Below are 13,947 nucleotides of genomic sequence, written 5' to 3'. Positions count from 1 at the left end.
CTGCCTTTTTATTCTAAATGCATTATTTTTGGAAACGGCCAATCGAACCATAATCGACGATAACCGCCTCACCTAACAGCTCTCTTCTTAACATATCGAATGCGACGGCAGTACTTAAACTACGCACTAATTCGCGAGAACGTCGAGGTAGCTTAATCATCTGACTATAAACACCCCCTTTCGTCGCTAGAGCAATGGCAACCGTGCCAACAGGCTTATCATCAGTACCACCTGTAGGGCCTGCTATGCCACTTGTCGCTAGCGCAAAGTCACTATTAAGAATTGATCTTACTCCCTTAGCCATCTCTTCTACAGTAGCGATAGAGACTGCCCCGTGATCGTCTAATGTCTCAGGCTTAACACCTAATACTCGAACCTTAGACTCATTACTATAAGTCACTAAACCTTGATCTAAATAGGATGAACTCCCAGAGAGGTCGATCAGTTGACTTGCTATCATGCCACCGGTACAAGACTCCGCGGTACTGAGGCTTAGCCCAGAATTTACCATTAGAGAGTGGATCTCTTCAGCTAAGCTTTTCCTATCACAAGCAACGATAGCATTGCCCAGTAGAAATCTTATTTGCGCTTCGAGTCTGTCAAGCTGAGCAATTGCTCCTACACCACGAGCGAATAGCTTTATCTCTATATGCGGCATAAAAGAGCGGTAACCTATGGTAATCCCACTAGGCAAATCTATCTGCTCGAGCGTATCTGCAAGCGATGATTCTCCTTGACCTAAGGTTAGGAGCTTCCTTAGCGCTACATCACCTGCAATATCAAATCGCTGCTTAACGAAAGGTATAAACTGTTCATAGACCATCTGTTTAAATTCAAATGGGACGCCAGGGGTAAAAAATAACCATGCACGATTGAGTTTTACAGCGAAACCACAAGCCGTCCCAACAGGATTATCTATCATAATGGCTGACTCAGGTAACATAGCTTGCTTAAGATTACTCAGCGCCATTACTCGGCCGTTACGGGTAAACCAATTTTCCAACCTCTCTCGCCAAATTTCGTTCTCGACTAAGGCCTCTCCCTTAGCGAGTGACATCGCTTCAGCAGAGAGATCATCACTTGTCGGTCCGAGACCACCATTAACTAAAATCACATCAGCCTCATGGCTGCGTTCTTTAAATACTGAGACGAGATCTTCTAAGCGATCACCAACTGTCACACGCCTTTGACACTCGATACCATGTTCCATCATGGTATTACCGAACCATGCAGCATTTGTATCGACTATCTGGCCAGCCAACACCTCTTCGCCCGTACAAATCATTTCTAGCTTCATTTCATAATCCTTAGTGTCTCCATTGAAGCTAAACTATGAAAGCTAAGCCCGAATAGCAATACGCACTTATGATATTTTCATCAATTAGTTTGGAGATGCTTTTACGGTACAGCAAAGACAAGTTCCGAAAATCAGCTAGAAAAATCAGTATGCTAATGGTACCAAATGGAAGAATACTTAAGATGACTTCAGCCTATAAGAAGACTGATACATAGTAAGCCAAATGAGGGTTATACCAATCAGTATAAAGATTTGGTCGCTCAGCGAGAGTTTAGCGGCACTGAGACAAGGCAACGAGTGAAGAGCATAGTTATTCTACGCTTAAGCTCGTTAACGCAGTATCAGAGCCGCTAAAACTCGCCATTCTGGAGCGTTTTTGGCTGCCTACTTCTGCGTTGAATAACTTCATAAGGGAGCAACCATTCTTTCAGTTATTCGCCTTGAATTAGTTTGCCAAAAACGCTCTGAGTAGATCAACTTCTTATACTGATTGGTATTATAAGGAGACTTAGAACTAGCAGATACCTGAAACACATCAATGCTATTTCTCCCTATTACCTGTGGAAGAAGTGTCTTTTTGAATGACTAAATGATTATAGGAAGTGCCTTAAATTGTCTGGAACAATTTGATCAGCGCATATACGAAAAAAGCCCGTTGCATTAGCAACGGGCTTTATCGCTTCTCTTTCGAGAATAATTTAGCGCCTGGAAATGACCTACTCTCACATGGGGAGACCCCACACTACCATCGGCGATATTGCGTTTCACTTCTGAGTTCGGAATGGATTCAGGTGGTGCCACAACTCTATGGTTTCCAGACAAATTCTTTTAAATAATGGTGCTGATACCCAGAATCGAACTGGGGACCTCATCCTTACCAAGGATGCGCTCTACCGACTGAGCCATATCAGCAAAACTCTATATTTATTCGTCTTACATCTAATTGCGAATAAATATTGCTCTTGCGAGCATAATTTAGCGCCTGGAAATGACCTACTCTCACATGGGGAGACCCCACACTACCATCGGCGATATTGCGTTTCACTTCTGAGTTCGGAATGGATTCAGGTGGTGCCACAACTCTATGGTTTCCAGACAAATTTGGTAAATTTAGAAAGCTGGACTCGCTATGCAAGTCTTAATAAATTGAGTTCGAACACACATTAAGTGTTTTCTAATTCTGGTTTCTACAAGAAACATAGTTAACTCATAAAACCCATTAGGGTTGTATGGTTAAGCCTCACGAGTCATTAGTACAAGTTAGCTCAACGCCTCACAACGCTTACACACCTTGCCTATCAACGTCCTAGTCTCGAACGGCTCTTTAGAGGAATTAAATTCCTAGGGATGACTCATCTTAGGACTCGCTTCCCGCTTAGATGCTTTCAGCGGTTATCGATTCCGAACGTAGCTACCGGGCAATGCTATTGGCATAACAACCCGAACACCAGCGGTTCGTCCACTCCGGTCCTCTCGTACTAGGAGCAGCTTCCTTCAATCATCCAACGCCCACGGCAGATAGGGACCGAACTGTCTCACGACGTTCTGAACCCAGCTCGCGTACCACTTTAAATGGCGAACAGCCATACCCTTGGGACCGACTTCAGCCCCAGGATGTGATGAGCCGACATCGAGGTGCCAAACACCGCCGTCGATATGAACTCTTGGGCGGTATCAGCCTGTTATCCCCGGAGTACCTTTTATCCGTTGAGCGATGGCCCTTCCATACAGAACCACCGGATCACTATGACCTACTTTCGTACCTGCTCGACGTGTATGTCTCGCAGTTAAGCTGGCTTATGCCATTGCACTAACCGTACGATGTCCGACCGTACTTAGCCAACCTTCGTGCTCCTCCGTTACTCTTTGGGAGGAGACCGCCCCAGTCAAACTACCCACCAGGCACTGTCCCGAACCCCGATTCAGGGGCCGCGGTTAGAACATCAAAACTACAAGGGTGGTATTTCAAGATTGACTCCACTCCATCTAGCGACGAAGCTTCAAAGTCTCCCACCTATCCTACACATGTAGGTTCAATGTTCAGTGCCAAGCTATAGTAAAGGTTCACGGGGTCTTTCCGTCTAGCCGCGGGTATACGGCATCTTCACCGCAATTTCAACTTCACTGAGTCTCGGCTGGAGACAGCGTGGCCATCATTACGCCATTCGTGCAGGTCGGAACTTACCCGACAAGGAATTTCGCTACCTTAGGACCGTTATAGTTACGGCCGCCGTTTACCGGGGCTTCGATCATGAGCTTCTCCGAAGATAACCCAATCAATTAACCTTCCGGCACCGGGCAGGCGTCATACCGTATACTTCCTCTTGCGAGTTTGCACAGTACTGTGTTTTTGATAAACAGTTGCAGCCACCTGGTATCTGCGACTCCCGGCAGCTTAGAGAGCAAGTCTCATCACCGCTAGGAGCGTACCTTCTCCCGAAGTTACGGTACCATTTTGCCTAGTTCCTTCAGCCGAGTTCTCTCAAGCGCCTTAGTATTCTCTACCCGACCACCTGTGTCGGTTTGGGGTACGATTCCTGCTAACCTGAAGCTTAGAAGATTTTCCTGGAAGCATGGCATCAACTACTTCAGTCCCTTAGGACCTCGTCATCAGCTCTCAGCCTTAAGTACACCCGGATTTGCCTAAGTGTACAGCCTACAACCTTAAACGCGGACAACCAACGCCGCGCTAGCCTAGCCTTCTCCGTCTCTCCATCGCAGTTAGCAGAAGTACGGGAATATTAACCCGTTTCCCATCGACTACGCCTTTCGGCCTCGCCTTAGGGGTCGACTCACCCTGCCCCGATTAACGTTGGACAGGAACCCTTGGTCTTTCGGCGAGGGGGTTTTTCACCCCCTTTATCGTTACTCATGTCAGCATTCGCACTTCTGATACCTCCAGTGTGGGTTACCCCTTCACCTTCAACGGCTTACAGAACGCTCCTCTACCGCACCAGTGTAAACACTAGTACCCATAGCTTCGGTGTATTGCTTAGCCCCGTTAAATCTTCCGCGCAGGCCGACTCGACTAGTGAGCTATTACGCTTTCTTTAAATGATGGCTGCTTCTAAGCCAACATCCTAGCTGTCTAAGCCTTCCCACATCGTTTCCCACTTAGCAATAACTTTGGGACCTTAGCTGATGGTCTGGGTTGTTTCCCTTTTCACGACGGACGTTAGCACCCGCCGTGTGTCTCCCGTATAGTACTCATTGGTATTCGGAGTTTGCAAAGGGTTGGTAAGTCGGGATGACCCCCTAGCCTTAACAGTGCTCTACCCCCAATGGTATTCGTACGAGGCGCTACCTAAATAGCTTTCGAGGAGAACCAGATATCTCCGAGTTTGATTGGCCTTTCACCCCCAGCCACAAGTCATCACCGCATTTTTCAACATACGTGTGTTCGGTCCTCCAATTGATGTTACTCAATCTTCAACCTGCCCATGGCTAGATCACTCGGTTTCGGGTCTACACCTTGCAACTAAACGCGCAGTTAACACTCGGTTTCCCTACGGCTCCGCTATTCGCTTAACCTTGCTACAAAATGTAAGTCGCTGACCCATTATACAAAAGGTACGCAGTCACGGTCTCAAGAACCGCTCCCACTGCTTGTACGTATACGGTTTCAGGTTCTATTTCACTCCCCTCACAGGGGTTCTTTTCGCCTTTCCCTCACGGTACTGGTTCACTATCGGTCAGTCAGGAGTATTTAGCCTTGGAGGATGGTCCCCCCATGTTCAAACAGGATGTCACGTGTCCCGTCCTACTCGTTTTCACGTAAAGTTAGTTTTCATGTACGGGGCTATCACCCTGTGCCGCTGTGCTTTCCAACACATTCCACTAACACCCTCTACGCTTAAGGGCTAATCCCCGTTCGCTCGCCGCTACTAGGGGAATCTCGGTTGATTTCTTTTCCTCCGGGTACTTAGATGTTTCAGTTCCCCGGGTTCGCCTCACTACACTATGTATTCATGTAGTGATACATGCTTATGCATGTGGGTTTCCCCATTCGGACATCGTTAGCTCAAATGCTTGTTACTAGCTCGCCAACGCTTTTCGCAAGTTACTACGTCCTTCATCGCCTCTGACTGCCAAGGCATCCACCATATACGCTTAGTCACTTAACCATACAACCCAAATAAGTCTCTATGAGATTATCCGTTGTTCTGAGCGGGTAAGCTCACAACAGCCGTATCGTAACTAATGGTTTCTACTTTCGCCAAAATTAGAATTTTTACCTCATCATTCAACAAGTTAATGTTAAACAACAAGCTAAGACACTTAATGTTAAGTGTTTATAGAACTCAATTTTTTAATTTCGCAATAATCTTTCGATTATTACTATCAGCTTTCCAAATTTTTAAAGAACGATATCAACTACGTGAAGTAGGATATTTCGTCGCTCATCCCTACAAAGTAGAGACAAACAAGCAATCTGTGTGAACACTCAACAACTATTAAGTTAGTCGTATAGGTAAGGAGGTGATCCAGCCCCAGGTTCCCCTAGGGCTACCTTGTTACGACTTCACCCCAGTCATGAACCACACCGTGGTAAACGCCCTCCCGAAGGTTAAGCTATCTACTTCTGGTGCAGCCCACTCCCATGGTGTGACGGGCGGTGTGTACAAGGCCCGGGAACGTATTCACCGTAGCATTCTGATCTACGATTACTAGCGATTCCGACTTCACGGAGTCGAGTTGCAGACTCCGATCCGGACTACGACCGGCTTTGTGAGATTAGCTCCACCTCGCGGCTTCGCAACCCTCTGTACCGACCATTGTAGCACGTGTGTAGCCCTACTCGTAAGGGCCATGATGACTTGACGTCGTCCCCACCTTCCTCCGGTTTATCACCGGCAGTCTCCCTAAAGTTCCCACCATTACGTGCTGGCAAATAAGGATAAGGGTTGCGCTCGTTGCGGGACTTAACCCAACATTTCACAACACGAGCTGACGACAGCCATGCAGCACCTGTCTCAGAGTTCCCGAAGGCACTAAGCTATCTCTAGCGAATTCTCTGGATGTCAAGAGTAGGTAAGGTTCTTCGCGTTGCATCGAATTAAACCACATGCTCCACCGCTTGTGCGGGCCCCCGTCAATTCATTTGAGTTTTAACCTTGCGGCCGTACTCCCCAGGCGGTCTACTTAATGCGTTAGCTTGAGAGCCCAGTGTTCAAGACACCAAACTCCGAGTAGACATCGTTTACGGCGTGGACTACCAGGGTATCTAATCCTGTTTGCTCCCCACGCTTTCGTACCTGAGCGTCAGTCTTTGTCCAGGGGGCCGCCTTCGCCACCGGTATTCCTTCAGATCTCTACGCATTTCACCGCTACACCTGAAATTCTACCCCCCTCTACAAGACTCTAGTTTGCCAGTTCAAAATGCAGTTCCCAGGTTGAGCCCGGGGCTTTCACATCTTGCTTAACAAACCGCCTGCGTACGCTTTACGCCCAGTAATTCCGATTAACGCTTGCACCCCTCGTATTACCGCGGCTGCTGGCACGAAGTTAGCCGGTGCTTCTTCTGCGAGTAACGTCACACCCAAACGCTATTAACGCTTGAGCTTTCCTCCTCGCTGAAAGTGCTTTACAACCCGAAGGCCTTCTTCACACACGCGGCATGGCTGCATCAGGCTTTCGCCCATTGTGCAATATTCCCCACTGCTGCCTCCCGTAGGAGTCTGGACCGTGTCTCAGTTCCAGTGTGGCTGATCATCCTCTCAGACCAGCTAGGGATCGTCGCCTTGGTGAGCCATTACCTCACCAACTAGCTAATCCCACCTAGGTTCATCCAATCGCGGAAGGCCCGAAGGTCCCCTCCTTTCCCCCGTAGGGCGTATGCGGTATTAGCAGTCGTTTCCAACTGTTATCCCCCTCGACTGGGCAGATACCTAGGCATTACTCACCCGTCCGCCGCTCGTCACCTCAGGAGCAAGCTCCCTTGTGTTACCGCTCGACTTGCATGTGTTAGGCCTGCCGCCAGCGTTCAATCTGAGCCATGATCAAACTCTTCAATTAAAGTTTTTTTGCTTCTTCCACCTTACAAGTAAGGCTAAATCAGCGGCTCAACGAATTCTGTATTACATATTGCTATGAACACTCATTCATTAAGTCAATTTTTGATTACTTCGTGAGAAGTAATTTCGAATAACTTAATCTCTGTGAGTGTCCACACAGATTTGCTTGTCATATTGTTAAAGAGCGTGCTAATTCTATTAAGACAAATCTATTAGGAGAAGTCTTTCAAACTAGCGCCTTAGACGCTTAGGTCGTTTGGCTGAGGAGGCGTATTCTACACTCTCCAGTGTCGGCGTCAAGCGCTTATTTTAAGAAGTTTTTCAAGCGATGATTCTTTATACAAGACACATCAAATGAAGCTCTTAAAGCGATTATCACCTGAGGCTAATTTCCGTAGAAGTTAATCTCTCTAACACCGCTGCAAGTCCCGTGCTATCTAGCGTTTACGCTGGGTAGTTGGCCTGCTGTGCCGTGTCAGTGGATGCGCATTATAGGGAGTTCCGAAATGATCGCAAGTCCTTTTTTAAAGAAAAACACAATGAATTATTATACCTTTACTAACCACAACTCACCGACATGTTACCCACAGAGTTATTCACAGCAGGCTGCTCTACGGCTCCTTATTGGTAAGCTTAAACGTTAAAGGAGACTGCTACTTAAAGCGCTAGACCACGCTATCGCAAAAGAGCGATCCACACAGATCCTACAATACAAATCGAAGAACTGAGCAATATTCAAAATCATGGCTATAGCTTATTACCTAGATCAATATCAACAACAGCTTTCTCCGTGCTGCTTCGTGTGACCTAATATAAAGAAGAAAAGAAAGGCATATAGGTAGAAAGCGCTATAATTACAAACACAAAATCCCCCCTCCCGTTCCTAATAGATAGCAGTTTAGCCTTTATCGATCACAGTGTGTTCCGAATATTCATACTTCCTAGCTTTTCCAGCATCAAAACTAATCCATGATGATGTAACCAAGGAGCATAGAATTAATCTCAGTCTGCATAGCGTTTTACTGCAAGCGGGGTAACAGATTTAGAGGCCTGCCGATAAAAAATTGAAGTATCGATATTGAAGAAACACTTATCGACCGACGTAACTCTATTTAGCGCCTGGAAATGACCTACGACCCACATGGATGTGGGATGCATCGAACATGTGATCACAAAACACACAGCCCAGACGTAAAAAAGCCCGCAACATTGTCGCGGGCTTTCTCGAATCTCTTCGAGAAGACTATTTTGTCTTCACTTTTACAAAAGTGAAATAAAAATGGCACCAGGAAATGACCAGCTTCGAGGCCATTTATATGCATTCTGCATAAATGACATCCCTACATCCTGTAGGTCACAAGCTCTCCGCGTTGACCCACATGGATGTGGGGAATGTTGAAAATGTCAGGAACAATTTCCTACCAGAGCATACATCAAACTTACTGCTCTAGATAAAGCTAAAATCGCTTCAGCACTGTATGTTTCAAAGGGGAATACAGGTTAAGTGTGGTGAGTATATTAGATCACAACTCATTACTGATTGGTATTATTGAGCCTCACTACGCCCGGGCTTTCTATTTCCCCATGTGCGAGTGGTCAATTCTTACAATAATAATCCCAGACAAAAACGAAAAAAGCCCGTTGCGTTAGCAACGGGCTTTATCGCTTCTCTTTCGAGAATAATTAGGCGCCTGTCATGGCCAGCTACGCTAAAGCTTCGCGCTGAACCACATGGATGTGGTGAATGCAGAAAATGTCTGGAACTATTTTAGGCCATTAGCACATCGCTAGCGCGATATTCACCCTACGACCGCCATGGATAATGGAATGGACCCATCCACTTTTAATCGGCCTCGCAATGGGCCACGATGTAGTTGCTTAAACTCATCAGAAAGAGGACGGGTCCACTATGAACATTACTACAATTGGTCTTGATATCGCAAAGTCCGTTTTTCATTTTGTTGGCGTTAATAAAGCCGGAAAGCTTGTCAAAAAGAAGATAATTAAGCGCAAAGAGTTAGTGCTTTTTCTTGCTCAAATAGAACCTTGCCTTGTTGTGATGGAAGCCTGTGGCGGTGCAAACTATTGGGCTAGGGAGTTCGAGAAAGTTGGCCATCAAGTTAAGTTAATAGCACCCCAGTATGTCGTTCCCTACAGACAAGGAAATAAGAATGACTATAACGATGCACTTGCGATAGCTGAAGCAGCACAACGCCCCAACATGCGCTTTGTAGAGCCTAAGCCAGTAGAGCAGCAAGATATTCAGATGCTGCATCGAATGAGAGAAAGACTAAACAAACAATCTACTGCACTGATAAATCAAGTGAGAGGTATGCTCGCTGAGTACGGCATTGTCATCACAAAAGGAAAAGCGTCTTTTAGGACAAAGCTACCAGATATTCTAGAAAATGCCGATAACGAATTAACAGTCAAAGGCCGAAGTGTTTTTTATCAACTATATGAAGAGTTTAATGACATTGAGAAGCGACTTAAAAACTGTGATGCCCAAGTTCAACAAGAGGTGAAAAGTAACCAAGTATGCCAGCGCTTAGAAAGCGTACCAGGCATTGGCCCTGTGACTGCCACAGCATTTTATGCAGCTGTTGGGCAAGGTAAAGATTTTACCAATGGGAGACATTTTTCAGCATGGTGCGGTCTAGTACCCAAACAGCATAGTAGTGGCGGGAAAAATAATTTGCTTGGTATTAGTAAGCGAGGAAACGCTTATTTGAGAACGCTATTTATCCACGGGGCAAGAACTGTCTTACAGCATAGTTCTAATAAAACTGACAGATTTAGTTGCTGGGCTAGCGCACTTGCAGAAAGGCGTGGCTTTAACAGAGCTTGTGTTGCCGTAGCTAATAAGCTTGCACGAATAGCGTGGGTTATAGCAGCAAGAGAAGATGAATACCGTATCACAGTATAAATTAATCATTAACGCGTCAACTTAACGAGATAATCATAAGTTTTGCTAACCACCAAGTTGCCAAGATAATTGATTTGATGATGAGACAGTCAGACTGTTCTGCTTAAAACCTTGCTTCGCCACAGGCTCTAAAGAAGCCGTAAGGATGATAAGGAAAGTAGAAGCAAATATCCATCAGGGCCAGAGGAGTACCTCAATAACAGGCCGAATATATGGGTGCAATGAACTCTTCTCAAAGTCGATATTAAATATCTTGCAAACCGGATGGGTCCATATATGGGGAAGTGTCGATATTGAAGGAGCATTTATCGACCTCCACATGGGTATTGAGCCTCACTACGTTCGGACTCTTTATTTTCCCATGCTCGAGTATTATTTCAAAAGCCGTTAAACGAAAAAATCCCCAACACATAGTGCTGGGGATTTATCGCTTCTCTTTCGAGAATAATTAGGCGCCTGGAAATGACCTACTCTCACATGGGGAGACCCCACACTACCATCGGCGATATTGCGTTTCACTTCTGAGTTCGGAATGGATTCAGGTGGTGCCACAACTCTATGGTTTCCAGACAAATTTGGTAAATTTAGAAAGCTGGACTCGCTATGCAAGTCTTAATAAATTGGGTTCACACTACATTAAGTGTTTTCTAATTCTGGTTTCTATAAGAAACATAGTTAACTCATAAAACCCATCAGGGTTGTATGGTTAAGCCTCACGAGTCATTAGTACAAGTTAGCTCAACGCCTCACAACGCTTACACACCTTGCCTATCAACGTCCTAGTCTCGAACGGCTCTTTAGAGGAATTAAATTCCTAGGGATGACTCATCTTAGGACTCGCTTCCCGCTTAGATGCTTTCAGCGGTTATCGATTCCGAACGTAGCTACCGGGCAATGCTATTGGCATAACAACCCGAACACCAGCGGTTCGTCCACTCCGGTCCTCTCGTACTAGGAGCAGCTTCCTTCAATCATCCAACGCCCACGGCAGATAGGGACCGAACTGTCTCACGACGTTCTGAACCCAGCTCGCGTACCACTTTAAATGGCGAACAGCCATACCCTTGGGACCGACTTCAGCCCCAGGATGTGATGAGCCGACATCGAGGTGCCAAACACCGCCGTCGATATGAACTCTTGGGCGGTATCAGCCTGTTATCCCCGGAGTACCTTTTATCCGTTGAGCGATGGCCCTTCCATACAGAACCACCGGATCACTATGACCTACTTTCGTACCTGCTCGACGTGTATGTCTCGCAGTTAAGCTGGCTTATGCCATTGCACTAACCGTACGATGTCCGACCGTACTTAGCCAACCTTCGTGCTCCTCCGTTACTCTTTGGGAGGAGACCGCCCCAGTCAAACTACCCACCAGGCACTGTCCCGAACCCCGATTCAGGGGCCGCGGTTAGAACATCAAAACTACAAGGGTGGTATTTCAAGATTGACTCCACTCCATCTAGCGACGAAGCTTCAAAGTCTCCCACCTATCCTACACATGTAGGTTCAATGTTCAGTGCCAAGCTATAGTAAAGGTTCACGGGGTCTTTCCGTCTAGCCGCGGGTATACGGCATCTTCACCGCAATTTCAACTTCACTGAGTCTCGGCTGGAGACAGCGTGGCCATCATTACGCCATTCGTGCAGGTCGGAACTTACCCGACAAGGAATTTCGCTACCTTAGGACCGTTATAGTTACGGCCGCCGTTTACCGGGGCTTCGATCATGAGCTTCTCCGAAGATAACCCAATCAATTAACCTTCCGGCACCGGGCAGGCGTCATACCGTATACTTCCTCTTGCGAGTTTGCACAGTACTGTGTTTTTGATAAACAGTTGCAGCCACCTGGTATCTGCGACTCCCGGCAGCTTAGAGAGCAAGTCTCATCACCGCTAGGAGCGTACCTTCTCCCGAAGTTACGGTACCATTTTGCCTAGTTCCTTCAGCCGAGTTCTCTCAAGCGCCTTAGTATTCTCTACCCGACCACCTGTGTCGGTTTGGGGTACGATTCCTGCTAACCTGAAGCTTAGAAGATTTTCCTGGAAGCATGGCATCAACTACTTCAGTCCCTTAGGACCTCGTCATCAGCTCTCAGCCTTAAGTACACCCGGATTTGCCTAAGTGTACAGCCTACAACCTTAAACGCGGACAACCAACGCCGCGCTAGCCTAGCCTTCTCCGTCTCTCCATCGCAGTTAGCAGAAGTACGGGAATATTAACCCGTTTCCCATCGACTACGCCTTTCGGCCTCGCCTTAGGGGTCGACTCACCCTGCCCCGATTAACGTTGGACAGGAACCCTTGGTCTTTCGGCGAGGGGGTTTTTCACCCCCTTTATCGTTACTCATGTCAGCATTCGCACTTCTGATACCTCCAGTGTGGGTTACCCCTTCACCTTCAACGGCTTACAGAACGCTCCTCTACCGCACTAGTGTAAACACTAGTACCCATAGCTTCGGTGTATTGCTTAGCCCCGTTAAATCTTCCGCGCAGGCCGACTCGACTAGTGAGCTATTACGCTTTCTTTAAATGATGGCTGCTTCTAAGCCAACATCCTAGCTGTCTAAGCCTTCCCACATCGTTTCCCACTTAGCAATAACTTTGGGACCTTAGCTGATGGTCTGGGTTGTTTCCCTTTTCACGACGGACGTTAGCACCCGCCGTGTGTCTCCCGTATAGTACTCATTGGTATTCGGAGTTTGCAAAGGGTTGGTAAGTCGGGATGACCCCCTAGCCTTAACAGTGCTCTACCCCCAATGGTATTCGTACGAGGCGCTACCTAAATAGCTTTCGAGGAGAACCAGATATCTCCGAGTTTGATTGGCCTTTCACCCCCAGCCACAAGTCATCACCGCATTTTTCAACATACGTGTGTTCGGTCCTCCAATTGATGTTACTCAATCTTCAACCTGCCCATGGCTAGATCACTCGGTTTCGGGTCTACACCTTGCAACTAAACGCGCAGTTAACACTCGGTTTCCCTACGGCTCCGCTATTCGCTTAACCTTGCTACAAAATGTAAGTCGCTGACCCATTATACAAAAGGTACGCAGTCACGGTCTCAAGAACCGCTCCCACTGCTTGTACGTATACGGTTTCAGGTTCTATTTCACTCCCCTCACAGGGGTTCTTTTCGCCTTTCCCTCACGGTACTGGTTCACTATCGGTCAGTCAGGAGTATTTAGCCTTGGAGGATGGTCCCCCCATGTTCAAACAGGATGTCACGTGTCCCGTCCTACTCGTTTTCACGTAAAGTTAGTTTTCATGTACGGGGCTATCACCCTGTGCCGCTGTGCTTTCCAACACATTCCACTAACACCCTCTACGCTTAAGGGCTAATCCCCGTTCGCTCGCCGCTACTAGGGGAATCTCGGTTGATTTCTTTTCCTCCGGGTACTTAGATGTTTCAGTTCCCCGGGTTCGCCTCACTACACTATGTATTCATGTAGTGATACATGCTTATGCATGTGGGTTTCCCCATTCGGACATCGTTAGCTCAAATGCTTGTTACTAGCTCGCCAACGCTTTTCGCAAGTTACTACGTCCTTCATCGCCTCTGACTGCCAAGGCATCCACCATATACGCTTAGTCACTTAACCATACAACCCAAATAAGTCTCTATGAGGTTATCCGTTGTTCTGAGCGGGTAAGCTCACAACAGCCGTATCGTAACTAATGGTTTCTACTTTCGCCAAAATTAGAATTTTTATCT

The 13,947-nt window shown here is 46.9% G+C and carries 2 protein-coding genes, 1 tRNA gene and 6 rRNA genes; 1 reads left to right on the top strand and 8 read right to left on the bottom strand.

Features of this window, described 5'->3' with window-relative positions; translation table 11 throughout:
* Positions 1–22: 22 nt before the first annotated feature.
* From SPEA_RS01240 to SPEA_RS01215, 6 genes are all read right to left on the bottom strand, one after another.
* A complete protein-coding gene (locus SPEA_RS01240; RefSeq protein WP_012153492.1) occupies positions 23–1,297 on the bottom strand; it encodes a CinA family nicotinamide mononucleotide deamidase-related protein in 1,275 nt (424 codons plus the stop codon).
* 703 nt (positions 1,298–2,000) lie between these two features.
* Positions 2,001–2,116 (bottom strand): 5S ribosomal RNA (rrf, locus tag SPEA_RS01235).
* 17 nt (positions 2,117–2,133) lie between these two features.
* A tRNA-Thr gene (locus SPEA_RS01230) sits at positions 2,134–2,209 on the bottom strand.
* Positions 2,210–2,277: 68 nt separating this feature from the next.
* Positions 2,278–2,393: ribosomal RNA gene (gene rrf / locus SPEA_RS01225) — 5S ribosomal RNA — on the bottom strand.
* A 133-nt stretch (positions 2,394–2,526) separates the two neighbouring features.
* A 23S ribosomal RNA gene (locus SPEA_RS01220) occupies positions 2,527–5,421 on the bottom strand.
* 348 nt (positions 5,422–5,769) lie between these two features.
* Positions 5,770–7,312, bottom strand: a 16S ribosomal RNA gene (locus SPEA_RS01215).
* Together the 16S, 23S and 5S rRNA genes with 1 tRNA gene alongside form the textbook arrangement of a ribosomal RNA operon.
* A gap of 1,908 nt (positions 7,313–9,220) precedes the next feature.
* Between SPEA_RS01215 and SPEA_RS01210 the strand changes: the two genes are divergently transcribed.
* A complete protein-coding gene (locus tag SPEA_RS01210) occupies positions 9,221–10,237 on the top strand; it encodes an IS110-like element ISSpe2 family transposase (RefSeq protein ID WP_012153491.1) in 1,017 nt (338 codons plus the stop codon).
* A 454-nt stretch (positions 10,238–10,691) separates the two neighbouring features.
* Here the strand turns inward: SPEA_RS01210 and rrf (SPEA_RS01200) are convergent.
* Both rrf (SPEA_RS01200) and SPEA_RS01195 read right to left on the bottom strand, forming a co-directional pair.
* A 5S ribosomal RNA gene (gene rrf, locus SPEA_RS01200) occupies positions 10,692–10,807 on the bottom strand.
* 132 nt (positions 10,808–10,939) lie between these two features.
* A 23S ribosomal RNA gene (locus SPEA_RS01195) occupies positions 10,940–13,834 on the bottom strand.
* Positions 13,835–13,947 lie beyond the last annotated feature (113 nt).

It is taken from the genome of Shewanella pealeana ATCC 700345, from assembly GCF_000018285.1.
GTDB lineage: Bacteria > Pseudomonadota > Gammaproteobacteria > Enterobacterales > Shewanellaceae > Shewanella > Shewanella pealeana.
This window is presented reverse-complemented; position numbering and strand designations above follow the sequence as displayed.